This window comes from Actinomycetota bacterium (assembly GCA_030650795.1).
Lineage (GTDB): Bacteria > Actinomycetota > Actinomycetes > S36-B12 > S36-B12 > UBA11398.
Genome location: JAUSDJ010000004.1, coordinates 1 through 1,287 on the forward strand (window position 1 = coordinate 1; position 1,287 = coordinate 1,287).

General features: G+C 51.4%; 1 protein-coding gene. It reads right to left on the bottom strand.

Features of this window, described 5'->3' with window-relative positions; genetic code table 11:
• The coding region (locus Q7L55_01995; protein MDO8731335.1) for a hypothetical protein at positions 1-1,287 on the bottom strand (1,287 nt) is incomplete at both ends.

Consider the following 1,287-nt stretch of genomic DNA (forward strand, 5'->3'; position numbering starts at 1 on the left):
TCCGGCGTTAACACCAAGATTAGAGCCTGCTCCAGTAAGTTCAAAGTCACCGGAAACACTGGCATGGTCAAAAGTTAAAGCGAAAGCGCCACCAGTAATGGTGGTGTCGACATCAACGACTAGAGCTGTTTGGAATTCATCAAAGTTTAGAGAGTTAGATGTAACACTGCCTGAGTTATCCGCCGCACAGTCCCAATCCTCGGCTCCGGTCTTTTTGAGAATCTGACCATTAGCACAATCTAGACCGTCGGGGCGGATTTCACCGAAGAAGGAAAATCCTTTAGTGACATCAAGGGAACCCGAGAAGGATGATGAACCAGCGGCGGTGGAAACAATAGTCCCCAAGGTCGTGATGTTACCCGAGATACTAGCCGCACCACCGACTTCTAATGAGGTCTCAGTGTTCCCTCCGGCGTTGATACCCAAACGGGTGTCGCCGGTTAATTCAAAATTGGTTGAGACCGAGACGCCGCCCGAGAAAGTCGTCAGGCCGGTCAAAGCGTTAGCCGAAGTTCCGGTCTGGGTGTAGGCGCCGTCATTAGTGATGCCGGTAATATTTGTCAAAGCCCCGGTCGCCGAGATGTCCCAATCAGAAGTGTTGATTTCACCAGTGTCACCCGAGTCGCCAAAAATGAATCGTCCGGCAGTCTGGAAGTTACTGGCAATCGAAGCCTTGCCGTCAAAGAAAACATTGCCGTCGACTTCAAGGGCACCGACAATTAAGAGGTCATTGATGGTGTCGATTTCAGCTGAAGTAGCGGTGGCGACACCGAATCGAGAATAGGCGGCTGATGAAAAGCCACCGACTTGAAGGGTGTTGCCGGCAAGTAAATATGACGCACTTGATGTGCCTTGGACTTCAAAGACTGTTGATGGGGCACCACCGAGACCGATATAGAAGCCGGCACGGGTGATGTTTAAGTTGGCATCGAGAGTTGGTGAATCAGAGATGGCCGTGAAGTCCAAAGTGTCAGCGGTGAGATCGGCATTGTCGATATTGGTGATAGTGTTACCGGTACCGTTAGCGTCAAGAGAAATATTTGTCAAAGCCCCGGTCGCCGAGATGTCCCAATCGGAAGTGTCAATCGCGCCGGTGGCCGAGTTGTTGCCGAAAGTGAAGGCGCCGGATATGGAGGCCGAGCCACCAACTTCAAACATCGTGTCAGCAATCGCTCCGGCGTTAACACCAAGATTAGAGCCTGCTCCAGTAAGTTCAAAGTCACCGGAAACACTGGCATGGTCAAAAGTTAAAGCGAAAGCGCCACCAGTAATGGTGGTGTCGACATC